We start from the raw sequence: 23,732 nt of genomic DNA, 5'->3' as shown, positions 1-23,732 counted from the left end.
GCGTAAAAAGGGGAAAATATGGCAACGGTAAAAAAGCAAACCTTTGTCATTGTGCAAATCGCGATCGTCATTTTGACGGTCGCCTTTGCCACCCTGCCCGCCCGATATATCAGCATTATTTCGGTTGCTGAAAACTGGGCTTCCGACATGCGGTTCAGTATCTTCAATACGCCCTCACAAACAGATAACCAGATTGTGATTGTGCGCATTACCGAAGAAACATTGGCAAAACTGCCTTATCGGTCCCCTGTGGACCGTGGGTTCCTCGCTGATAAAATCGAATATTTGAAAGGGCTAGGCATTCGGGCCATCGGGCTTGATATCCTGTTTGACCAACCGACCGAAGCCGAAAAAGATGCCCGTCTACAAACTCTCTTACAGAAATCCGACATTCCTATTATCACGGGATGGACGGACCTAGAAACCGGCTTAACCGAAACTCAATTTTCTTTTCAAAAAGACTACCTGCTGGATGTGCATTCCGGTTTTTCAAACCTGTATAAAGACCCTGTTGATGGGACTGTGCGCAATGTCTTTGTTGGAAAAGAAACGGAAAACGGGTTCAAATACAGTTTCGCCTCAGAAATTGCAAAGGCCGTCGGCGCGGAACCCTTAAAGGAAAGTGTCCGTATCCAGTATCGCAGCCCACCGGATGCCGATACTCCGGCCTTTCCCATGTATGCGATTGATGTGATCGAGTTTTTGCCCAAAGAATGGTTTAAAGATAAAATCGTCATGATCGGGGCCGACCTGCCCTTTGGGGATCGTCACAGAACACCGTTTGCCGCTGCACTCGGCCCCAAAGACGGGGTGATTCCCGGTGTTATGATCCAATCCCATATGCTGTCCCAAATCATTGAAAACCGCACGGAAAAAGGCACCTCCCTGATTGCAGAAATCACAATCGCAACCATTTTGGGCCTATTGGCTGCGATTTTGGTCTTTGCTCCCATTGGGGCTGCGTTGCGCATCTTGCTGTCCTTGGCCGGTGTTGTTGCCGTCACTTATGTGATTATCTGGCTCTTTACAGAAATGGCCGTCGTTGTCCCCATGCTGTCCCCGCTTTTGGCTTACGCAGGGGCGATTGGATTGGGGTCGGCCTATTCCGCATACCAACAAAAACAGCATTCCGCCTTTGTACAAGATGCCTTTAATCATTATCTGTCCCCTGCAATGGTTGACCAGCTCGTCTCTGCGCCCGAACAATTAAAACTTGGCGGGGAAACCAAAATTTTAACCCTTCTTTTTTGCGATGTACGGGGTTTTACCACTATTTCAGAACAATATGATGCAGAAGGGCTGACACGCCTTATCAACCGGATGCTCACCCCACTGACCGATCAGATCATGTCTCATCGCGGAACCATTGATAAATATATGGGCGATTGCATCATGGCCTTCTGGAATGCCCCGGTTAATGACCCGGAACACGCCAAAAATGCCTGCATTAGCGCGCGACGCATGCTAGATGAAATCGTCACATTAAATGCCACCTTGGAAGAAGAAGCCAAACAAAACAACAAACCCTTTATTCCGTTAAAGGTTGGCATCGGTCTCAATAGCGGCGAATGTGTCGTGGGCAATATGGGGTCCCAGCAACGTTTTGATTATTCAGTGTTGGGCGATACGGTCAATCTGGCATCTCGTTTGGAAGGGCAAAGCAAAACCTACGGCGTTGACGTGGTTATTTCAGAAGAAACCTTGAACCTCGCCCCCGATCAAGCCTGTGTGGAACTGGACCTCATTCAGGTCAAAGGGAAAACACAGGCCGTACGGATTTATACTTTGCTGGGCGGGGATGAACTTGCTCAGGATAAAAGCTTCCTCGCGTTTAAAAATGATTTTGAAACCATGCTTGCAAACTACCGGACGCAAAATTGGGCAGAGGCACTTGAAGATCTGAAGCGCGCGCGTACAAGCGCCGCCCCCTTTAACATCCCCGGCTTATTCACCCTTTATGAAAATCGCATTCAGGCGTGGCAAGAAAGCCCACCGGATGCGGATTGGGACGGTGTTTACCGTGCCACAACGAAATAACCAAGGAGCTTTGGCAATGTTTAAACTGAATAAAAAACTTCTCACCGCTGGCCTTGCCCTTGTCATGGGGCTAAGCACGCAAGCTTTTGCCAGTTCGTATGTGGTGATTTCATCTTCCATCAAAACCTTTAAGGCGGGTGATCAAATTACATCTGAGACTATCGTTGACATTCCCGATAAAAAATCCGTTGTTTTTATCAATGCCCAAGGAAAAACCCTTCATCTGAAAGGCCCTTATAAAGACAAGCTGGAAAAAGACGGTGCAGGCGGCGGGGACAGTAAAGCCATGCGTGCCCTTGCCAGTCTGGTTAAAACCACGGCAGAAGATTCAAGCAGCGTTGGGGCCATCCGAGCTGCTTCCTTGAAAGGACGGGATCAGGCGCTTGCCATTAACATTTCAGAAACCGGGGATTATTGCATCATTGACAGCAAGCAACCGATTATTGATCGTTATAAAAAAGAAAACTATGCCACGGTTACTTTGGTTAATGTTGCCGACAGTATGGCGGAAACCCTCAAATGGAAAGATGCTGGCGAGATCAACCAATGGCCGGAAAATCTAAAAATCACCGATGGCGACCGTTTTCTGGTTATGCAGGAAGGCAAGGATAGCAAAACCCTTATCAACCTGCATATCCTGGAAAACCGCACCTATAGCGATGTTGAATTTTTAGTCTCGCTGGCGGCAAAAGAATGTAACGATCAAGCCCGTGGCCTGCTGGCGATTATCCAACGTGAAGCCATCAACGCCAATTAAAGGGAAATATTACCAATATTTCGGGTAGCAGATATTTGGTCTAAAATTATTATAAATAATAGCAAACCCGGCAATAAGGCAGGCACCGAAGAACACAGGGGTCAACAGGAACATCAAATCCGGTTGGGCAGCGTAAACCACCAATGGGTTGGCCCCCGCCGGTGCATGTGAGGTCCGCGTGATCAGCATCAAAAAGACCGCGAGCCCAACCCCAAAGGCCCCACCGAACCAATAATCCCCAAACAGATAAAGCGAAATAAAACCGGCACCCGCAGATAAAACATGGCCAAACACAATATTTCTGGGTTGTGCCAACGGGCTGTCGGGTAAGGAAAATGCCAGAAAACAACTGGCACCGAACGGAGCCATCATCAAAGCGCAGTCATAAATCGCGCTGAGAAAGACACTTAACGTTATCGCCAATGTCGCACCGAGTGAAGACAATATAATAAACCCGATAGTGGCCCGTTGCGGTAATTTATCGTTACCCATCATTTTATCTATATATTTTCTGGATACTGCGATCATTGTTCGCCTCCTTTACGGCGCTTATTCTTAAAAATTTGACGATACGCATCTTTATCGCCTTGCTCCTGCCCAACTTGACGTTCCAATTCATCAAGTCGTTCCAGCAAGGGTTCCATTGCAATTTGAATTTCTTCTTCGCTATAACGCGGCACAATATGTTGCGGGCAATTCCAGTCTGTTGCCTCCACCATCAAAATGACCCCACGCTCCACACGGGCGCGGTAGTTTGGGTCTTCCAGACGTTGAACCAAAGCTGGATCATCCTGATAATCCACCAATTTGGCCCGTGCCCAAATTTTCAAACGCCGACGATTGGGGTAATCCATCAGGATTAAAGAAACTTTATCATTTTCTGCCATATTGCCGACACTGATATATTGGACATTTCCACGGAAATCGGCATAGCCAAGGGTCTGTTCATCCAATACCCGCAAGAACCCCTTGGGACCACCACGATATTGGACATAGGGCCAACCGTCCCCATTGGCCGTTGCCTGATAAAACCCGTCACGGGCCGCGATAAAAGCCGTTTCAACAGGCCCTATTTTATCCGGTGTTTGATCATGATCTTCCAATCCGGCATAGGCCTTGCGCGATCCATATCGCGTTTGAGCGGCACGGACGGACGGTGTAAAACTAATCTCAGCAAACCTGCGCGACATTTCAAACCTCCTTGAAACAAAAAAAGGACGGATGTTGCCTCATTCAGGAACAACACCCGTCAGTTGGCGGGGCATTATTCCGCGGCTTGTGCCAATTCCACTTTCGGGAAATCAATATCAACGTGTGTGGCTTTACCCAACAAGTTGGTTAGAATATTCATGCCAACATGTGTGATAATTTCAACGATATCTGAATCACTGAACCCAGCTGTGCGCACACTGTCGAACTCGGCCTGCGTCACATCACCCATATTGTTGTTCAGGGCTTTTGCAAAACTGACTGCCGCTGCGGCCTTGGCATCAAACGATGTCCCTTTGCGATTAGCATCGATTTCAGCATTGTTCAAACCAGCTTTGCGCCCAATTGCACTATGGGCAGACAAACAATATTCGCAAGCGTTCCCTTGTGCCACGGCCAAAGCGATACGTTCGCGGGTTTGGGCATCCAGTGTTCCATTTTCCGCAATACTGTGCAGACCAAGGAAAGCTTTCAGCGCATCAGGGGATTGTGCAAATACGCCTAAAAAGTTCGGCACCATGCCAAGTTTGGCTTGGATCGCATCCAGCAATTCACCTTGTTCTGTGGTGGCACTTTCTTTTTTAATAACTGCAATACGGCTCATTTTCTTCTCTCTCGATTTTTTGGGTTTTAAAACGTTCAGGCTTGTTCGCCTTGACGAAAGAGAAGTTAGATTGTTTTATAAAAAATATTAATATACTAATTATGCAATTTATTATTACGATATATGGAATTATAAAATGGATCGATTTTTGGAAATGGAAGTCTTCGTTAACGTGGCTGAGACGGGCGGCTTTGCCGCAGCTGCCCGAAAACTTTCCATGTCGCCCCCTGCTGTCACGCGTGCGGTGGCTTCCCTTGAAGACCGTATTGGCAGTCGCCTGTTTATCCGAACCACTCGGTCTGTACGCCTCACCGACAGTGGTCAACGTTTTTTGCGCGATTGCCAACGTATTCTCAGCGATGTGGAAGAGGCACAGGAAGCTGCCATTGGCTCACATAGTGCGCCACGCGGACGGTTAAACGTAACCGCCCCCGCCCTTTTCGGACGCATGTATGTAACACCTGTTCTCATAGATTTCTTGCGTGATTTTCCTCTGGTCAATCTCAACACCCTGTTCTTAGACCGGGTCGTCAACATGATCGACGAAGGAATGGACATTGCCGTACGCATTGGTGACTTACCCGACTCCTCGCTTAATGCCATACGGGTCGGTTATGTCCGCAAAATCACCTTTGCCTCACAAACATATTTAGAAAAACACGGTATCCCCCAACATCCAAGCGAGCTTGAACACCATCAAACCCTTCAATCCAATGCGGTCGGGTCATCAAATATATGGTCGTTTGAAGAAAACGGCACACGCATTCACGCCAAAGCCAATCCGCGTTTTGAAACCAATACCAACGATACAATCATCGAAGCCGTTCTCAAAGATTTTGGGATTTCAAGGCTTTTATCCTATCAAATCGCGCCTTATCTGGGTGATGGTCGGTTGAAAATCATTCTTTCCGAGTTTGAAGAAAAGCCCCTTCCTGTTCATATCCTCCATCAGGAAGGACGCATGGTTTCCGCCAAAGTTCGCGCCTGTGTCGATTATCTGGTGGAACGTCTGCGTGCCGACCCTCACCTGAACTAGGTCGTAAACTCAAAAGAAAAAGCGCAACTGCTTAAGAACAATTGCGCTCTCCCTCATTCGTTCTTAGATAGATCTACTCTGCGGCCATATACATTTTTTCAAGGTTCAGCTTATAGCCCCACGGTAAACCGGAATTGCGCCAGCCATCAACATCACGCACTCCCTTGGAATTACCTTCCTTATTTTTACCGCCTTCAAAGCCATCCACCATTGTATAGCTTTGCGTCCATCCTTCGTTGAAGAACAGATCAGCCGCCGGTGCACTGCGCGTACTGCCGGAGCGGCACATAAAGACCAAAGGCGTGTCTTTCGAGACATTTTTTGCCAACAAGGCTTCTTTGACTTCTTTCACAAAGTTCGGATTTTTTGCCATCGCATAAACCGACTTTTTCGCATTTTGCTTCGTACGATCACTCAGAAGATAAGGGACATGAATATCGGTTTCATCGGTAAAACCGGTAAACATCACTTCGATCGGGTCGCGCACATCAATCAAAACAACCTTTTCATCCTTTTGCATCATGTCCCATGCTTCTTTTGCTGTGACATATAGGCCTGATTGTACTTGTGCCGTTTTTTTGGTTGGAACATCTGCCGCCTGTGCCTGAAAACCCGGCGCGATCAACGTAAATGCCAACAAGGCCGCTGCAACATATTTCATAGAAAAACCTCCTGTCCTATTCATTGATTAGAATGTGAAATAACGAACGGACGGGTCTGCCATATACGCCCCGATTTGCGGCGGTTTGGCATTGGAAACGCCTTCGATCAAAGCATCCATACCCAGACCACGGTTTGGCAGATATAACGCACAGACATCAGCCTTCGCCCCAGTTGATATTGCTTTTTTCAGCAATTGTTGCGGTGTCGCGTTCAAGGGTTTCAGCGGTGTTGCCTGATAGTCTTTTTTAGCAATATCCCCACCATGATCACAAAGCAAAATACGGACATCAGAACCATTCTTCAGCGCTTGCAAGCTCAAGACCAAGGCCATTCCCTGTGTTTCCACACTCTCAGATGTAATCACAACAAAGGTCTTTGATGCTGCATCAGCTGCATAGGAAGAAACGGAAGACAGCATTAAACCCATGACAAGGGCGAAAGACGAGAATATTTTCATCATGCGGGGGTACTCCAATAAGTCAGAAATAAACATTAGTTAAATCTTATATTATAATTTTATTGTAAAGTACATTGCGAATTATCAATTTCTTTTCACATAAAAAAACAGCCTGCCTCAAAATGAAGCAGGCTGTTCTTGACCCAATATCGCCTTTTAACTGAAGATCACCTGAATATTGGTATATTCCGCCAAGCCTTCTTCACCAAATTCCACACCGATACCGGATCCTTTGACCCCACCAAACGGCGCATTGGGCTGGATCGCACCATGTTTATTGATCCAGACCGATCCACATTCCAGTCGGCTGGCAATTTCTTTGGCTTTTTCAATATCTTTGGACCAAACCGATCCTCCTAACCCATTGGGGCTGTCGTTGGCCCGCTCAATCACTTCATCAATATCACGATAGGAAATAATGGGGAGAACCGGACCAAATTGTTCCTCATCGACAATGGGCCAGCCATTATCAACCCCCGCAATCAGTGTTGTCGGATAAAATAGCCCTTCGCCTGCTTCGCCACCTGTTAAAATACGTGCCCCTTTGCGTTTTGCATCTTCGACCAAACCTTTGACCTTTTCAAATTGCATAGTGTTTTGGATAGGGCCGATGACGTTCGCCTCATCCAAACCGTCCCCCATCGGGATCGTGCGCACTACATTTGCCAATTCCTCGCAAACCTGATCATGCAGACTTTCATGCACATACAAACGTTTCATCGCTGCACAGGTTTGACCGTTGTTAATAAAGGCCCCCCAGAACAGTCCTTCCGCAATTTCCTTGGGATCACAATCAGGTAAGACAATCCCAGCATCATTCCCGCCGAGCTCCAAAGTCAGACGTTTCATGGTTGCCGCGGCACTCATCATCACTTTTTGCCCGGTCGCACACGATCCGGTAAAGACGATTTTATCGATTCCCTGATGGGTTGACATAGCCGCCCCGAGATTATCGCCCCCCGTAATGCAATTAACCACACCAGCAGGTAAAACCTCGTTCATCAATTCAATCAAGCGGATGGTGGATAAAGGGGTAAAAGGTGACGGTTTGCAAACCACTGTATTACCCGTTCGCACCGCTGGAATAATATGCCAAATCGCAATCATTACCGGCCAGTTCCACGGGGTGATAGACCCGACGACGCCAATAGGTTTGCGATGAAGAACGACTTTGCCCTCTTCTGTATCCTGCAAAACCTTTGGCAAAATCTGTAAAGCTGCGGTTACTTGCGTCCAGGCTTTTGCTCCACCGATTTCAAAACGTGAACCCAAGCCGTTTAACGGCTTACCTTGTTCTTTCGTCAAAAGGGTCGCCAATTCTTCACTATGCTCTTCGATTTTAGCAGCGATATTCAAACAAGCTTGCTGGCGTTCTTCATCTGAAACCGCGCTCCATTTTTTAAAAGCTGTACGTGCAGCTTGTACCGCCTCATCCAATTGAGCTGTTGATGCCTTGGGCGCATGACCAACGGGTTGCCCGTTTGCCGGATTCAAAACCGTAAAATGATCATCCGTCGCAACCTGTGCTCCATCAATCAACAGCGCATATGTTTGTTCTGTCATCTTTTCCTGCCTCGTCTGTCAGAGTTTTAGTTTCTTTTGTAACTTTTATCTTGCCGAGAAACACACGTGTAAACAAGTGCTATTTTATCCGTAAAACTGCGCACTCAGCTATTGGGTTCCAGAAATTCATCAAAACCAAACTCGTGATAAATTCGGATAAATTCACCCGTTTCTTTCAATTTCTTCAGCCCCTTGTTAAAGGCTGAAATAATTTGCGGGCCACGTTTATTTTTAAGAGAGACAATTAAACTGAGCGGCGTTTGTGCAACCTTCATTGGTTCACGTCGAACGGTCACCAGATCCAGCTTTGCCCCGGAAATTCCGTAATCCGCATCCCATTTGGGAGAAACCACCAGATCCACCCGGCCCTCTTTCAACATTTTAAAGCAAGACACCATGTTCAACGGCGCCTCCCTTTTCATCAGGTTCTTTTCCTTGAGTTCTTTAATCACACCGAAATCACCATATCCATTAGGATTACAATAGACTTTGCCTTTCAAATCCTTTCTTTGGTGAATCGACACATCCGATTTTTTCAGAACATAGGCATAATTTGTCATATGCAGGATTGGGTCGGAGAAATAAAATATTTTATAACGCTCCGGCGTCGGCCCCCACGGGAAAGCCGCGTCAAGAACCCCGGACTGTGTCAACGAATACCCCCGTGCCCAAGGTTGCCATTTGACTTCCTCCACAGGGAATTGCGCCAATTCAAACGCTCGCATGACAATGCGCAAACCCAGTCCACCGTGTTTCAGCTTCTGTGATGTTATGGGCGGATAGTCATCGCCTGTGACGATTGTAATCCCTTTATCTTGCGCCCATGCAGCCTTTATTCCGATAGAAAATCCAACCAGAAAGAAGAGAGACAACGTTTGTCTTAACCACTCCCTTCTCATTAAATATCCCTTTCGTTTTATATAATGCTCTTCCTATTATTTATAATTGAGCTTTCAATTCAATATTTTCAATACAATTCTACAGCCATAAACCAACAAAAAAAACGGGCAGACCATTGGCCTGCCCTTAAGTTTCTGCTTTCATTGCGGGATGAAAGGCAGGTCTAAGTCAATGAATTTTCCAGTTCCGGTACCGCATCAAAGAGGTCCGCAACCAAACCATAGTCAGCCACGCTAAAGATGGGGGCTTCTTCGTCTTTGTTGATCGCAACGATCACTTTGGAATCTTTCATCCCGGCCAAGTGCTGAATGGCACCTGAAATACCGACGGCGATGTAAAGGTCCGGGGCAACGATTTTACCGGTCTGACCGACCTGCATATCGTTGGGGACAAAGCCCGCGTCCACAGCAGCGCGTGAGGCCCCAATGGCCGCGCCCAGCTTGTCAGCAACTTTTTCCAGCAGGGTGAAGTTTTCACCGCTTGCCATACCGCGACCACCAGAGATGATGATCTTGGCAGAAGTCAACTCGGGACGCTCAGACACAGACAATTCTTCGCCTACGAAAGAAGATTTGCCACTGTCGCCTTGGGCTGCAATCGCTTCAATTGTGGCAGAACCACTTTCAGCTGCAGCAGCATCAAAGCCGGTCGTACGTACGGTGATGACTTTCTTCTCGTCAGAGGATTGTACAGTCGCCATCGCATTGCCCGCATAGATCGGGCGTACGAATGTATCAGCGCTTTCTACTTTGACAATGTCGGAGATTTGCGCAACATCCAGCAGAGCGGCTACACGCGGCATAAAGTTTTTGCCGTTGGTGGTCGCAGGAGCCAGAATGTGGCTGTAATCACCAGCCAAAGACACAACCAATGTGCCCATGTTTTCAGCGAGTTCATGATCGTAAGCGGCGTCATCGGCCAGCAAAACTTTGGAGACGCCGTCAATTTTTGCAGCCGCATCGCCTGCGGCCTGACAACCGTTCCCGGCAACCAGAACCGTAATGTCACCCAAGGATTTAGCAGCTGTAACGGCGCTCAATGTCGCGTCTTTGATGGACGCATTATCGTGTTCAGCAATAACTAGTACAGACATAGGTCAGAACCTCATAAATAGGATTAGTTTGGCGGAATTTAAAAGCTGGCTGGACAAGGCATGAAATTTGCCGAAGTGCCTTCACTTCAAAGATTTCATAACGATGGCCCAGCCTTCTTTTAAATCCGTCCTTAAAGGATTTGCCAGAAAGGCAGGTGATCCAGCGTCAAAGCCTCTTGAAAGTGAAATGCACTTCCTGCAAGGCTTTTCCTAGGCTTACCTGCCTTTCTGGTAAACCAAAGCTAAGCCTATTTATGAGGCTCTGACCTTTAGATCACCTTCGCTTCGTTTTTCAGTTTATCCACCAGTTGCGCAACGCTGTCGACCTTAATTCCGGCAGAGCGTGCAGCAGGTTCTTCAACCTTGAGAACTTTGAGGCGAGGCGTCACATCTACACCGAAGTCAGCCGGACTGACAGTATCCAGCGGCTTTTTCTTGGCTTTCATAATGTTCGGCAGCGCGGCGTAGCGCGGTTCGTTCAGACGCAGATCCGATGTTACGATTGCTGGCAAAGACAGCTTCACCGTTTGCAAACCACCGTCCACTTCGCGGGTCACGTTGACAGAGTCATCGCCCAATTCAACCTTGGAAGCAAAGGTGCCTTGCGGCCAGCCTAACAGAGCCGCCAGCATTTGACCTGTTTGACCGTTATCATCATCAATGGCCTGTTTGCCCAGAATAATCATATCCGGGTTTTCTTTTTCAACAATGCCTTTGAGGATTTTGGCAACGGCGAGGGGTTGCAAATCTTCGTCTGTTTCGACCAAAATGCCCCGGTCCCCGCCCATCGCCAATGCGGTACGGATGGTTTCCTGACATTTCTTTTCGCCCATGGAAACAACAACGACTTCATCAGCCTTGCCTGCTTCTTTCAGACGGATTGCTTCTTCAACCGCGATTTCGTCAAACGGATTCATCGACATTTTGACGTTCGCTGTTTCTACTCCCGTGTTGTCCGATTTGACACGGATTTTCACGTTGTAATCAATTACGCGCTTTACTGCGACGAGGACTTTCACTTTGATTACTCCTTCCCTAACCTAAATTTAAAATCGTCCGGTGAAACGTGGTGTGCGTTTTTCCAAAAAGGCACGAATACCTTCCTGCCCATCCGCTGAGCCGCCCATTTTGGCAATCGATTTGCCTTCTAGATGAAGCTGTGTGCTCAAATCATTACTAAAGCTGTCAATCAACAAACGTCGTACGTTTCCAAACGCTTTTGTCGGGCCATTTGCCAGCTTATAGGCTAACCCTTGCGCGCTTGCCATCAACTGATCTTGTGGCACCACTTGGTTGGCGATGCCCCATTCGACGGCTTCCTCTGCACTCAGCGTGCGATTTGTAATCATCAATTCTTCGGCACGACGCAAGCCAACGATTTTGGGCAAAAAGAAACTCGCCCCGCCATCCGGTGTCAGACCCGCCCCCGTATAAGCCATCGTAAAATTCGCATTCGGACTGACGATACAAAAACTGGAACACAGAACAAAAGAAAACCCGATCCCGGCGGTGACACCATCAACGGCTGCGACAACCGGGGCATCCATGCGGGCCAGTAATTCCATCGTAGGATGGAAATCTTCCAGCATCTCTTCCATGAAATGAGAGAGCTTGTCACCAGCTTCCAAAAATTTACCCAGATCGCCCCCTGCACAGAAAAACGGCCCTGGTGCAGCGGATAGAACAACGGCGCGGATATCATCATCCTGATCACATCGCGCAACCACGTCTTTTAATTCGTCAATCAGTTCCGGTGTTAATGTATTGGCCTGTTCGGGGCGGGCAAACATAATGTTCGCCACGCCCTTTTCCACGCCAAACTGTAGTGTTTGATAGGACATACCCATGCCTTCCCTGCCTAGAGGAACAAATCCGGCAACAACGGATTGCCCGGTTTGACCGCATAGTGATCCAGATCCGTAATGCCTTCTTCTGCCAGCACCTCTTCATCAATGAAGAAATTCCCGGTGCAAGTTTTGGAATCACGTGTCAGGATGATATGGGCGCAATCGGCCACAATATCCGGTGTGCGGCAATAGTCTGGTTTGACCTGATCGCCCAACATGGCAAGGGCTGCTGTATAAATTACGGTTTTCGGCCACAACGCGTTTACAGCAACCCCTTGATCAGCAAATTCCGCCGCCATACCAAGAACACACATGCTCATGCCATATTTCGCAATGGTATAGGCCGTGTGCCCGCCAAACCATTTCGGTTCCATGCTCAACGGTGGGGACAGGTTCAGGATATGTGGGTTTTCAGCCTTCAACAGGTGCGGCAAACAGGCTTGGGAAACCGCGAAAGTCCCGCGTGCATTGACCTGGTTCATCAAATCATAGCGCTTCATCGGGGTTTGCAATGTGCCCGTCAAGCTGATGGCAGATGCGTTATTGATACAAATATCAAGCCCGCCAAATGTTTCTACCGCCTGATCGACTGCAGCCTTGATCTGATCTTCGTCACGAATATCAACCACCAGCGGCAAGGCTTTGCCACCCGCCTGTTCAATTTCTTTGGCTGCGGAATAGATCGTTCCCGGCAGTTTCGGATTTTCTTCCGCCGTTTTGGCGGCAATCACGATATTGGCACCATCCTGAGCCGCTTTTTTCGCAATGGCTAACCCAATCCCACGGCTGGCGCCGGAGATAAAGAGGGTTTTATTTTTTAAAGTTCCCACGTTTCCTCACTGTTTTGGAATATATTTGCCCAAGGCCTGATCCGCTGTATGCCAGTCGGCAATCCACTGCGGCAGAACCGGGCTTTCATCATTAATCCCTGCATAATGCATCAGGGTTTTGGTTGGTACATTTCCGTCAGCACCGCGAAACAAAACCTTAACGGTACCAACGGCATAGACGTGTCCTTTTGAAATGAATTTCTGTTCCATAAAGACCCATTTTTCATCCCACCCGGCAATGCGTGTCACCAGATCGAATTTTTGAAACGGTCTTAAGGATTTGAAATACCGGATGGTCGAACTTCCCAATAACGGCATCCATTTGTATTTGAACATAGGGCGGTGTAGACCGGCCCGAAAGGCCAGATCCATACGCCCGATATCCATACAGGACAGATACCGTCCATTGTTTTTATGCAGATTGAAGTCCAAATCCATCGGCCAGACACGCATGCTTACCGTAAAAGGTTCCAACGCGTTTACCGAAGGTTTGCGGCGCAAGAAGGCCGCCATAAATACCTTGGTCATTCGTAAATGAATATTCATGGCAGCCTCGTCGCCTTCATGCCTTAAAACAAGTCTTCATCCAGTTCCATCATGGAGGAACCGCCTGCCATGATAGAAGAGAACAAAGAACTGCATTGCGGCAGGAGTTTCTGCATAAAGAAACGCGCGGTTGTTATTTTGGCACGATAGAAATCGCCTTCATCACCGTCTTGTTTGTCTTTGGCGACTTCAACCATGCGACACCACATGTACGCCAAACCGACAAGACCGAATAGACGCAGGTATTCTGTCGCCCCGGCTGCGGCTTCTTCCGGCTTGCCCATGCCAACACGGGCCAATTGACCTGTTGCCTGTTGCAAACGACCGAATGCTTTGGCTAACGGTTGAACGAATTCGCCCAATTCCTCATCCATCACGTTTTGTTCGATATAGTCCTGAACCGGATGGAAGAAACGACGCAGCAGGCGACCTGCCTTGTCCGGCATTTTACGACCAATGAGATCAAGGGCCTGAATGCCGTTGGTGCCTTCGTAAATCTGGGCAATACGGCAATCACGCACATATTGTTCCATACCATGCTCACGAATAAAGCCGTGACCACCGAACACCTGCATACCGTGATTTGTGGCCTCATAGCCCAAATCGGTGAACAAGGCTTTGACGATCGGTGTCATCAACTGAACAAATTCATCGGCTTCTTCGCGACGTTGAGCGTCTGGATGTTTACGTGAAATATCCAATTGTTGTGACACCCAGCCGCCAAACGCACGGCAACCTTCCATATAGGCACGTTGTGTCATCAACATACGGCGCACATCCGGGTGAACGATGATCGGATCTGCCGGTTTATCAGGGTGTTTTACGCCTGAAATCGAACGACCTTGCAAACGTTCTTTGGCATATTCCACAGCCCCTTGATAAGACGCTTCGCCCAAACCAAGACCCTGAATACCAACAGCAAGGCGTTCCTGGTTCATCATGGCGAACATGCCCTGCATGCCTTTGTTCAAGGTCCCGACCAGCCAACCTTTGGCATTGTCGAAATTCATCACGCAAGTTGCTGATGCCTTAATCCCCATTTTATGTTCAATAGAACCACAGGAAACATTGTTAAATTCACCGGCTTCGCCATCTGCATCCGGCAGATATTTCGGCACCACAAACAGGCTGATCCCTTTGATCCCCTTGGGGGCATCTGGCGTGCGTGCCAGAACCAAGTGAATAATATTGTCGGTCATATCATGTTCACCGGCGGAGATGAAAATCTTCGTCCCCGTCACCAGATAAGACCCGTCATCCTGCGGGTCCGCCTTGGTACGGCAAAGACCCAGATCGGTCCCGCAATGCGGTTCTGTCAGACACATGGTGCCCGACCACGTCCCATCAACCAACTTGGGTAGATAGGTATCTTTCAGTTCATCCGTTGCAAAGCCGTGCATCGCGGTGTAAGCGCCGAAAGAAAGACCGGGATACATGCCAAAAGACAGATTGGCAGAACAAATCATTTCTTCCACCATCGTGTTGACCATCTTGGGCATGCCCATGCCGCCATAATTGGGGTCACACGCAATGGCCGTCCAGCCACCTTCGCGGAACAAGGTATAGGCGTCTTTGAAACCAGCCGGTGTGCTCACCTTGCCTTCGTTCCATTGACATTCTTCCTCGTCCCCTGATCGGTTCAGCGGAAAGAGAACTTCTTCGGTAATCTTTGCCGCTTCTTCCAAAATGGGTTCGACCAGATCGCGGGTTGCTTCTTCATAGCCCGGCAGTTCGCACAGTTTATCGCCTTCCAGCAATTCATAGAGCACGAACTTCATGTCGCGGATTGGTGCTTTATACGTTGCCATATTCTTAGTTCCTCAACGGTTTACCGGTTAACAGCATATGTTCGACACGTGCCAGCGTATCTGGATGGCGAACCATTTTCATGAAGCTTTCGCGTTCCAGTTCCAGAACGTCAGCTTCCGACATTTCCACAGTGGGGTCACCCTCTGCACCACCTGTCAGGATATCAGCAACCGCCAAAGAAACCACGCGGTCATGTTTGGTTGCCTTACCTTGGCGAACGAACCCGTCCACGGCCATTTCAAAGGCAACACGCGCACTTTCACCCGGCAGGCGGAAGGTCGGTTTTTCAGGTGCCTGATAATCAACCGCCAATTCCAATGCCTTGGCTTTGGCATCTGCCAACAGGCGATAACGGTTCATGGTAATGCCGTCCGTATCGCGCAAGACCATATTGGCCTTGGCTTCTTCGGCAGACTTCGCAACGGCTGCGGTTGAAATCAATTCAAACGCCTTGCCCGGTCCGGGCATAACACCACGCGGATGTTTCGGGTTGTTGGACCAACGGTGGACCATTTCTTTGGTGCCACCCCATGCCGGAACCAGACCGACACCAACTTCGACCAATCCTGTATAGGTTTCCACATGGGCCTGAACCGCATCACTATGCAGCAGAATTTCACACCCGCCACCAAGTGCCATACCGGACGGTGCAGAGACAACCGGGAACGGTGCATATTTCAGCGCCATATACGTGTCCTGACCGTTTTCAACCATATTTTCAATCTCGCTCCAAGCTGCGATATTGGCAGCAAAAATTGCAAGACCGAGGTTGGCCCCAACGGAGAAATTCGTCCCTTCGTTATAAACAACCATCGCCTTGAAGTTCTTTTTCACTTCACGGATGGATTTACCAAGCAGAGCCATCAGGTCAGGGTCAATGGAATTCATCTTGGATGTAAATTCAAAACAAGCCACGCCGTCGCCGATATCCCACAAGGCTGCTGAACCGTTTTTCAAAACCGGCTGTGAAGCCAGTTTGATATCAGACAGCATGATCACACCTTCCGGGCGGACCAGATCGGTATAATCACCATCCGTTGTCAGGTATTGTACCTTGGCATTTTCCACACGGTAGAACGGACGACCATTGGCTGTTTTAAGAATTGCCGGAACTTCAAAACCGTCTTCTGCCAATTTTTCAGCAAACCAGTCTGTGCCCAGCTTGTCCATCAGCTCAAACGGACCGAATTTCCAGTTGTAACCAAGACGCATAGCTTCATCAATTGCCGCCACATCATCAGCAGCTTCCGGGACCAACATGGCGGCATAAGCCAATGTTTGGGCCAGAACACGCCATGCGTAGTTACCGCCTTTATCCTTGTGCGTCACCAGTTTGCGCAGGTCACGCACACTGGTACGGGCACTGGACAAACGGGCTTTGACTGTCGGGCGATATTCACCTGTTTGCAGATCAATACCTTCTTTGACTTTCTTACCGCCTTCACGGTTCAGGCGATAGAAACCACCTTTCCCTTTGCGCCCCGTATAACCATCGGCAATCATATTTTCGATCAACGGTAAATCACGTTTGATTTTTACAAACGGATCATCAGCAGGCAGCAACCCGACCATTGAATCAATGACATGCGGCATCAAATCCAAACCAACAAGGTCCATCAGGCCAAATACGCCGGTTTTCGGAATACCACAAGGGCGACCGATAATGGCATCGGCTTCTTCAATGCTCAAACCTTGATCCAAGGCTTCAACAACCGCGCAGTAAATCCAGAACACACCCAGACGGTTGGCAATAAAACCGGGACGATCTTTACAATGAACGATGGATTTACCCAGCTTGCGATCAGAAAAATCGCTGACCGTATCAATGACGCTTTGGCTGGTTTTCTCACCCTTGACCACTTCGAGCAAGCGCATATAGCGCGGCGGGTTGAAAAAGTGGGTAATGCAGAAATCTGCAGCAAAGGCATCGGACATGCCCACCACCAGATTGTCCAACGGAATTGTCGAGGTGTTGGACGATACAATAGCCCCACTTTTTCGAACCGCATCGATCTTTTTATAAAGATCCTGCTTAATATCAAGGCGTTCAATAACCGCTTCCACAATCCAGTCACAATCACCAATCATATCCATATGATCTTCGATATTGCCCGGCGTAATGCGTTTGGCATTACGTTTGTGTGTCAGGGCTGCCGGGTTGGATTTGATCAGTTTTTTGATCGCATCTTCGGCAATGACGTTACGGTTTTCTGCGCCGTTGGGAACAATATCCAGCAACAGCACGTCGTGTCCGGCGTTGGCGCAATGGGCGGCAATACCTGCCCCCATTACACCGGCACCGATCACACAGACTTTGTTGATGGTGCTCATTAGATCGCCTCCACGATTGTTGCGATCCCTTGACCGCCACCGATACATTGTGTTGCCAGACCGTATTTGCCGCCTTCACGTTTCAGAACGGAAGCAACCTTGCCAACGATCCGTGCACCTGTTGCACCCAACGGGTGACCCAAGGCAATCGCGCCGCCATCCAGATTGATTTTTGCCGGATCAAGGCCCAATTCACGGATACAAGCCAGTGATTGAGACGAGAACGCCTCGTTCAATTCAACCACATCAATGTCATCAACGCTCAGACCTGCGCGTTCCAATGCCTTGCGACTGGAACCAACCGGGCCCATGCCCATCACTTCCGGGTCACAACCGGAAACCGCAACAGACTTAATACGGGCCAACGGTTCAATCCCATTTGCATTGGCATATTCTTCAGAACAAACCAAAACAGCGGCGGCACCGTCAGTCAACGGTGAACTTGTCCCTGCTGTAACTGTACCGTTGGCATCAAAGGCCGGTTTTAATCCTGCAAGATCTTCTTTCGTTGTACCGGGACGTACGCAACCGTCTGTATCCACACCGTTAATTGCAACGATCTCGTCTGCAAAACGGCCTTCAGCCTGTGCCTTTGCCATCTTCGCATGAGAGGCAACGGCAAATTCTTCCTGTGCATCGCGTGAAATTTCATAACGCTTTGCAACTTCTTCGGCTGTATCACCCATGCCCATAAAAGCACCCGGATTACTTTTATAAAGCTGTGGGTTCGGCATCGGGTTGAAACCCATCAACGGCACACGGGTCATACTTTCCACACCAGCGCAAATGAAGGCTTCGCCCGCACCCATCGCGATGGCACCTGCTGCCTGATGGACAGACTGCATACTGGAACCGCAGAAACGGTTGACGGTCACACCACCGACAGAATTCGGCAGACCGCTTAAAAACACGAGAATACGGGCCAAGTTAAAACCTTGTTCGCCTTCCGGGAAAGAACAACCACAAATCAGGTCTTCGATATCTTCCCCTTTAACCCCTGTCTTTTTGATCAGGTCGCGCACGACTTGAGCTGCCAAATCATCGGGTCTGACTTTTGCAAGTGCTCCCTTATTTGCAAAATGGAATGGGGAGCGAGAATAACCCGCGATGACTACGTTCTTCATAATTTACGTCTCCGTCTCTTAAATTACCTATACGTAACTTGTTGGTTATGCCAATACAGACCACGCACAGTGGCCTCCTGTTTTTTTGGCGTTTTAAGTCTTAAATACCCTCTTTTTCCTGAAGGGCTTCGTCACACTGACTTTCAATATCCTTTAATTCAACGAGGACAGATTCAAGCTCAATGCGTTGTTCTTCCAGATCGTCAATGCGGTGGCGTACTTTTTTACGCAGCATCAGAATTTGCTCGACATGATCGACATCAGTCTCATAAAGATCAAGGAACTCCCGAATTTCTGCGAGGGAGAAGCCCAAGCGTTTTCCACGTAAAATCAAAATCAAACGGGCGCGGTCTTTACGAGTATAAACACGGGTCGTCCCGGCACGCTGCGGTGAAAGCAATTCCTTAGTCTCGTAAAAACGAATTGCACGCGGCGTGATCCCCAGCTCCTTCGCCAGTTCTGGTACCGTATAAAACTCATCTCCAACCATCTAACTCTCCTCAGTAATCTTATTTCGTAATTTAGATTACCTATACGTCACTTGCAAGTTAAATTTTTAATATCGTCTTTATTTTCTCACCTCCACTGTGCAGACAGGAAAATATTGATTATCAGGCGGATAGACGCTTTGCAGCTTCTTCTTCCACCAATTCTTTTTTGGACAGCTTCCCAACCATTGTTTTAGGCAGCTCTTCACGAAATACGATCTCTTTCGGCATTTCAATACGTGAAATTTTATCATCCAGAAATAGTCGCAAATCCTGCGGTGTCAGGTTGGAATAACCTTCTGCAAGCTTGACAAAGGCTTTCGGCGCTTGACCACGATATTCATCATCTACACCGATGACGATACATTCCGCCACACCTTCATGAAGATAAAGCGCTTCTTCAATCATGCGTGGATAAACGTTATAGCCGGAACACATAAGAACATCTTTAATGCGATCCACAAGGAAGATGTACCCTTGTTCGTCGATGTAACCGATATCACCTGTGTATAGTTGACCATTACGGATCGTATCTTGTGTGGCTTCGGGGCGTTGCCAATACCCTGCCATAACCTGCGGGCCTTCGATGACGATTTCGCCTTTTTCACCTTGCGGCAATTCATGCAGATGATTGTCCGGGTCATGGATCGTCACTTTGGTTCCCGGAAGTGGCAAGCCGATTGAACCGGCTTTGATCTCTCCATCATGTGGGTTCACAGTTGCAACAGGGGAACTTTCCGTCAGGCCGTAACCTTCAACAAGCACACAACCGGACAATCGTTCAAATTCTGCTTTTACCTCTACCGGCAAAGGTGCGCCACCGGAGATACAGAACTTCATGCAGGACAAATCAATTTTGGACAGATTAGGCGCGCCATTAATCGCCGTATAAATGGTCGGAACACCGGGAAATAACGTACAACGTTTTTTATGAACCGTTTTTAGAAGCAGTTGCAAATCAAAACGCGGTAATAAAATAAGTTCCGCACCAATCGAGATACCGACATTCATCACCACTGTCATGGCAAAGACATGGAAGAAAGGCAAAACGCCTAACATTTTTTCATGCCCTTCATTCATCGCCGGCATAGAATGACGAAGCTGATAGGTATTAGCACCAATATTTCGGTGTGTCAGCATAGCCCCTTTGGGCTGGCCCGTTGTTCCGCCGGTATATTGTAGAACGGCAAGTTCTTCCATCATGATTTTGACAGGCTTATACTTCCCATCCGTATTTGTCAGACGTGTGAAGGACAGATGTGCCGGATCTCGTTTAAAATCGACAACTTCCGAGCGTTTCAAAACATTAAACAGAACACTCTTTACCGATGGTAAAATATCTGCCATTGAACAAACGACAATACGCTGCAGGCTGGTTTTTTCGAGGCATTTCTCGATTTTCGGATAAATTTGCTTCAAATCCAGCGTCACCATAATTTCGGTGTTGGAATCTTCAATTTGATATTCCAATTCTCGCTCGGCATAAAGCGGATTAAAGTTGACCACCGTGCCGCCAACCTTCAATATAGCGTAGTAGCAAACGATAAAATAAGGCGAGTTTGGCAAACACAAGCCAACCTTTGTCCCTTTTTTAACGCCCAGTTGCTGAAACCCTTTTGCAGCACGATCAACAAGTGCGCCGATTTCGCCATATGTATATTTCTTATCCAGGAAATCCACACACGGGCGTTCCGCAAAACGTTCGACGGCTTTGTCGAAATAATCAATGACGGTTTTATCCATCAGATCGGCCTCCAAATTACTTTTCAGTTATTATAGTTACCATTACGTCACTTAAAAAGCAAAAAAAGTCTCCATCAACTCAACAGCCGATGGAGACAGTCTCACCTAGAACGAAATGTTCACACCTGCAGTGACGATATCTACATTACTTTCAAACGTACCGACAAAGCTACTTCCGCCAGTTGCTTTGGAATCTTCATTAACTTTGCCATCAGATCCCCACAAATGGGAATAACCAAGGTTCCACGTTACACTGTCGCTCATTTTATATTCTGTACCGACAGATAACCAGTAACGATCAGAATCAGGGATGCCGGCTGTGCGGTGCTCGTTATTTGCAGCCCCTTCATCATAAGCAATCCCAGTTTGGAATTTCCATTGGTCATCATATTTGTAGTTAACACCCAGTGAATAGAACATCGTGTCGTCCCATTCATAGGTTGTTACGGAATCTGCCCGTGTGCCGACTTTATCCTGCACGCGCAATTCTTTGAAAACCGACCAGTTCGTCCACGTGATATCGGACATCACCGCCCACTTCTCATCCAATTCATGATACCAGCCAAAGGAAACAATATCCGGCGTCGTTAAATCAGCTTTAGCGCGGTAATATGTATTGGCTGCGGGGTTCGTTGCATTGGAAATTCGAACATGACCATCCAATGTATGATTAACTCGCGAACGATAGCTCAAACCGATACGGCTATGATCATTATATTCGTACAACACACCAAAGGTCGCACCAACCCCCATATCGTCGGCCTTCAATTCCACATCACCACCGATAATGGGGTTGGCTTTTCGTGTCAATTCCCCGCCAAGATACTGAATTTGCAAGCCCACACCAAAAGACAACTGGGGAGAAATTCGATAAGAGATTGTCGGTGTCGTTGTAATTGTTTCGATTTTACTCAGAATGTTGTACTGCGCACCAATCCAGTCCTCTTTATAATCAGTGGACAGACCGAAAGGTGTATTAACACTAACGCCAACCTTTAGTTTATCGTTTATTTCATAGACACCATAAAGGGATGGAACCACGGCAGAAACACCGCCATTGTCATTCGTATCGTTAAAAAGCGTACCACCCGCAGTTCGGGTAGACGATTCATGCTTATATTCTGCAGAAGGCATAATCAACGAGGCATTTGCCTGAAACTGATGACCTTCCAAACGTGCCATCCCCGCAGGGTTGTAGAAAATTGTACTCGCGTCATACGCTTTGGCGGTGGAACCCGCAAAAGAGTTGCCCTGCCCTTCCGCACTTTGTTCTTTCAACTGAAAACCCGCAGCATGAACGTGCTGTGCGCCAGCCATTAACGCAGCAGCTGCTGCAAAGGTTGCCATGAAATGGCATGTAGATAATTTTGGCATCTTGCCTCCCAATAGAACTTCTCATTCAGATTGTCGTCGATCTTTTGCCGACTGCTTTATATTCAGCTTAAACAATCCAAAGCCTCAACATGATTAACAAACAAGGAAGTTCCCGCTTCCCTTGCTTGTATCTACTTACGCAACAACTCGATTAAAAAGCCCTTACGTTTGAAAGCTGCCTTTTGCAGGTAGCCATCATCGGCAAACCACAATTCCCGCGTGATATCACCGTCAATTTTAAAATGGTTCTCGTCCAGTGCTACCGTTTCCGTTTTAAACGGCTCTGCATCAATCACACTAAACAGTACATTTCGATACAACGCCGCCTTACTCCACAAAGACAGCGGCAGCGCTTTTGCATCAAAATTCTTATTCTTGCCCTCATACAACACCTGCAAACCATCCGCTTGACGGCTCACACTATATTCGTGATGCGTTCCGTCATCGTTAGTACGTGCATGCATGGAAACCAATTCACCATTTTCCCAGACTTCCCGACGCTGATGCTCGTAATTAAATTCCAGAAAAAGCATTTTAACATTGGTTTTTGTCACCACATCGACATTCACACCTTTGTCGCTGTCATTGATAACAACAACTTCCTTGCCGATGGGCTCGCCTTCTTTCAAGATGGCATACTCAAGTGTCGTCGCAGCCGATGCCGCGTTCGACACAACGAGCGCACAAAGCGCCCATAATGAAACCTTAATTTTCTTCACGTCCACAACTGCCTAATTTAGAAGATTGGTCAACTTTAACGCAGTTCCCATAGATCCCTTGATTTTCAACTTGCCCATTGTATAGGCCAGCATCGGATCCAGTTTACCTGCGATTAATTTTTCAAGATTTTTAGTCGAAATTCGAATTGTGCAATCCGCAAAATCGTCTTCTTCACTCAGTTGCGCGGGCTCCTGAGTAGCATCCAGAAAAATGATCCCATCTTCTTTGCAGTCAAACTTTACAGTCGCGTTTAGCGCCTCAAGCTCACCTAGCATTTGCGACATTTGTTCTTTGACATTATCTAAAGACATCAAAGCCTCCCATATTATTTTATTTTGACCATTAATAGATCAAGATTACGTATAGGTAAACAAAAATATCTATAGGTATTTATTTTTTTTCATAAGTTTATTTAAGGCATTATTATTAATAGGTAAAATCTGTTACTCAAAACCAGAATGAGACATCAAAATCACTCTCAATGCACCTTATTAAGACATATACAAACAAGAATCTTAAGTGGTAAACTGAACAAAGAAAGACACGTCCCTCTTCAGAATAGTATAACTATTTTTTATTTACGTAGCCGATATTCCAAAGC

The 23,732-nt window shown here is 47.6% G+C and carries 23 protein-coding genes; 3 read left to right on the top strand and 20 right to left on the bottom strand.

The genetic code is table 11. The features are described 5' to 3' along the window. Positions 1-18 precede the first annotated feature (18 nt). Positions 19-2,037: a CHASE2 domain-containing protein gene (locus ACI0FF_RS06960; RefSeq protein WP_419799389.1), complete on the top strand. Its 2,019-nt coding sequence runs from the start codon at positions 19-21 to the stop codon at positions 2,035-2,037. A 16-nt stretch (positions 2,038-2,053) separates the two neighbouring features. After that, positions 2,054-2,794 carry a hypothetical protein gene (locus tag ACI0FF_RS06955; RefSeq protein ID WP_419799388.1) on the top strand — a complete coding sequence of 247 codons (741 nt, stop codon included), beginning with the start codon at positions 2,054-2,056 and terminating at the stop codon, positions 2,792-2,794. Between the two features lie 9 nt (positions 2,795-2,803). Here ACI0FF_RS06955 and ACI0FF_RS06950 read toward each other — a convergent pair whose 3' ends face one another. From ACI0FF_RS06950 to ACI0FF_RS06940, 3 genes are all read right to left on the bottom strand, one after another. After that, the gene (locus ACI0FF_RS06950; protein ID WP_419799387.1) at positions 2,804-3,322 is read right to left on the bottom strand and encodes an HPP family protein; all 519 of its coding nucleotides are present in this window, start codon (positions 3,320-3,322) and stop codon (positions 2,804-2,806) included. Beyond that, positions 3,319-3,984, bottom strand: a complete 666-nt coding sequence (locus ACI0FF_RS06945) for a pyridoxamine 5'-phosphate oxidase family protein (RefSeq protein ID WP_419799386.1) — start codon at positions 3,982-3,984, stop codon at positions 3,319-3,321. Before ACI0FF_RS06945 ends, ACI0FF_RS06950 begins: the two co-directional genes overlap by 4 nt. Positions 3,985-4,058: 74 nt before the next feature. Continuing rightward, positions 4,059-4,607, bottom strand: a complete 549-nt coding sequence (locus ACI0FF_RS06940; protein WP_419799385.1) for a carboxymuconolactone decarboxylase family protein — start codon at positions 4,605-4,607, stop codon at positions 4,059-4,061. Between the two features lie 136 nt (positions 4,608-4,743). Here ACI0FF_RS06940 and ACI0FF_RS06935 point away from each other — a divergent pair, with 136 nt between their 5' ends. Beyond that, complete coding sequence (locus tag ACI0FF_RS06935) at positions 4,744-5,643, top strand: LysR family transcriptional regulator (RefSeq protein ID WP_419799384.1); 900 nt, start codon at positions 4,744-4,746, stop codon at positions 5,641-5,643. 73 nt (positions 5,644-5,716) lie between these two features. On the opposite strand, the gene ACI0FF_RS06930 is transcribed toward ACI0FF_RS06935, so the two are convergent. From ACI0FF_RS06930 to ACI0FF_RS06850, 17 genes are all read right to left on the bottom strand, one after another. Next, entirely contained in the window at positions 5,717-6,304 is a 588-nt protein-coding gene (locus ACI0FF_RS06930) for a rhodanese-like domain-containing protein (protein WP_419799383.1), read from the bottom strand. A gap of 27 nt (positions 6,305-6,331) precedes the next feature. Continuing rightward, positions 6,332-6,766, bottom strand: coding sequence for a hypothetical protein (locus ACI0FF_RS06925; protein ID WP_419799382.1), 435 nt, complete (start codon positions 6,764-6,766; stop codon positions 6,332-6,334). Between the two features lie 153 nt (positions 6,767-6,919). Further along, positions 6,920-8,326 carry an aldehyde dehydrogenase family protein gene (locus ACI0FF_RS06920; RefSeq protein ID WP_419799381.1) on the bottom strand — a complete coding sequence of 469 codons (1,407 nt, stop codon included), beginning with the start codon at positions 8,324-8,326 and terminating at the stop codon, positions 6,920-6,922. Between the two features lie 104 nt (positions 8,327-8,430). Next, positions 8,431-9,198 carry a substrate-binding periplasmic protein gene (locus tag ACI0FF_RS06915; protein WP_419799380.1) on the bottom strand — a complete coding sequence of 256 codons (768 nt, stop codon included), beginning with the start codon at positions 9,196-9,198 and terminating at the stop codon, positions 8,431-8,433. Between the two features lie 191 nt (positions 9,199-9,389). Continuing rightward, on the bottom strand, positions 9,390-10,319 hold the full coding sequence (locus ACI0FF_RS06910; RefSeq protein ID WP_419799379.1) for an electron transfer flavoprotein subunit alpha/FixB family protein: 930 nt from the start codon (positions 10,317-10,319) through the stop codon (positions 9,390-9,392). Between the two features lie 269 nt (positions 10,320-10,588). Then, a complete protein-coding gene (locus ACI0FF_RS06905) occupies positions 10,589-11,338 on the bottom strand; it encodes an electron transfer flavoprotein subunit beta/FixA family protein (protein WP_419799378.1) in 750 nt (249 codons plus the stop codon). A gap of 27 nt (positions 11,339-11,365) precedes the next feature. Beyond that, complete coding sequence (locus ACI0FF_RS06900) at positions 11,366-12,160, bottom strand: enoyl-CoA hydratase/isomerase family protein (protein ID WP_419799377.1); 795 nt, start codon at positions 12,158-12,160, stop codon at positions 11,366-11,368. A gap of 17 nt (positions 12,161-12,177) precedes the next feature. Further along, positions 12,178-12,996, bottom strand: a complete 819-nt coding sequence (locus tag ACI0FF_RS06895) for an SDR family oxidoreductase (protein ID WP_419799376.1) — start codon at positions 12,994-12,996, stop codon at positions 12,178-12,180. Positions 12,997-13,002: 6 nt separating this feature from the next. Beyond that, entirely contained in the window at positions 13,003-13,542 is a 540-nt protein-coding gene (locus ACI0FF_RS06890) for a thioesterase family protein (RefSeq protein WP_419799375.1), read from the bottom strand. Between the two features lie 23 nt (positions 13,543-13,565). Beyond that, entirely contained in the window at positions 13,566-15,350 is a 1,785-nt protein-coding gene (locus ACI0FF_RS06885) for an acyl-CoA dehydrogenase C-terminal domain-containing protein (protein ID WP_419799374.1), read from the bottom strand. Between the two features lie 4 nt (positions 15,351-15,354). Beyond that, complete coding sequence (locus ACI0FF_RS06880; RefSeq protein WP_419799373.1) at positions 15,355-17,682, bottom strand: 3-hydroxyacyl-CoA dehydrogenase/enoyl-CoA hydratase family protein; 2,328 nt, start codon at positions 17,680-17,682, stop codon at positions 15,355-15,357. Beyond that, positions 17,682-18,806 carry a thiolase family protein gene (locus ACI0FF_RS06875; RefSeq protein ID WP_188661447.1) on the bottom strand — a complete coding sequence of 375 codons (1,125 nt, stop codon included), beginning with the start codon at positions 18,804-18,806 and terminating at the stop codon, positions 17,682-17,684. The genes ACI0FF_RS06880 and ACI0FF_RS06875 overlap by 1 nt, the downstream gene beginning before the upstream one ends. A gap of 100 nt (positions 18,807-18,906) precedes the next feature. Further along, positions 18,907-19,296, bottom strand: coding sequence for a MerR family transcriptional regulator (locus tag ACI0FF_RS06870; RefSeq protein ID WP_188661445.1), 390 nt, complete (start codon positions 19,294-19,296; stop codon positions 18,907-18,909). Positions 19,297-19,417: 121 nt separating this feature from the next. Beyond that, entirely contained in the window at positions 19,418-21,037 is a 1,620-nt protein-coding gene (locus ACI0FF_RS06865; RefSeq protein WP_419799372.1) for a long-chain-fatty-acid--CoA ligase, read from the bottom strand. Positions 21,038-21,142: 105 nt separating this feature from the next. Beyond that, the gene (locus tag ACI0FF_RS06860) at positions 21,143-22,411 is read right to left on the bottom strand and encodes an OmpP1/FadL family transporter (protein WP_419799371.1); all 1,269 of its coding nucleotides are present in this window, start codon (positions 22,409-22,411) and stop codon (positions 21,143-21,145) included. A 131-nt stretch (positions 22,412-22,542) separates the two neighbouring features. Beyond that, a complete protein-coding gene (locus tag ACI0FF_RS06855) occupies positions 22,543-23,130 on the bottom strand; it encodes a DUF6134 family protein (protein ID WP_419799370.1) in 588 nt (195 codons plus the stop codon). Between the two features lie 12 nt (positions 23,131-23,142). After that, positions 23,143-23,442 (bottom strand): SCP2 sterol-binding domain-containing protein, encoded by a 300-nt coding sequence (locus ACI0FF_RS06850; RefSeq protein ID WP_419799369.1) that lies wholly within the window; start codon positions 23,440-23,442, stop codon positions 23,143-23,145. Between the last annotated feature and the right edge of the window lie 290 nt (positions 23,443-23,732).

The organism is Terasakiella sp. 4MB5A (assembly GCF_050058155.1).
Taxonomy (GTDB): domain Bacteria; phylum Pseudomonadota; class Alphaproteobacteria; order Rhodospirillales; family Terasakiellaceae; genus Terasakiella; species Terasakiella halodenitrificans.
Note: the sequence above shows the minus strand (reverse complement) of the source record. Positions and strands in the feature narration are given on the sequence as shown.